Source organism: Ochrobactrum sp. SFR4, assembly GCF_019730395.1.
Classification (GTDB): domain Bacteria; phylum Pseudomonadota; class Alphaproteobacteria; order Rhizobiales; family Rhizobiaceae; genus Pseudochrobactrum.
Map to the genome: position 1 here is coordinate 1 of NZ_JAAPBB010000742.1, position 275 is coordinate 275.

The 275-nt window shown below is 51.3% G+C and carries 1 pseudogene; it reads right to left on the reverse strand.

The window, feature by feature from the left end:
* A pseudogene (locus HBA93_RS21045) lies at positions 1-275 on the reverse strand (FUSC family protein); the annotation flags it as partial.

A 275-nucleotide genomic window follows, 5' to 3' on the forward strand; every position in this document is an offset into this window, starting at 1 on the left:
CGGCGAGGAACGCAGATGATGCGGCTCAAAGGGCGGCAAATAATAGCAATAACGCACATCTGCCAAGAGACGTTCGATTTCTGCAATTTGTGCAACATTTTGCGAGCGCTCATTGACTGGCACAAGCGCCAGATCCGCTAGTTTACGTGTTGTTTTGATCAGAGTGTCGCGTGCCGTTTGGCTCACGGGCTTTGGCCATAAGAAAACCGAAACCAGATAAACCGCTACATTGCCAATGAGAATACCGATCACGCGGTCGCGGGCTGTGTCCAGAT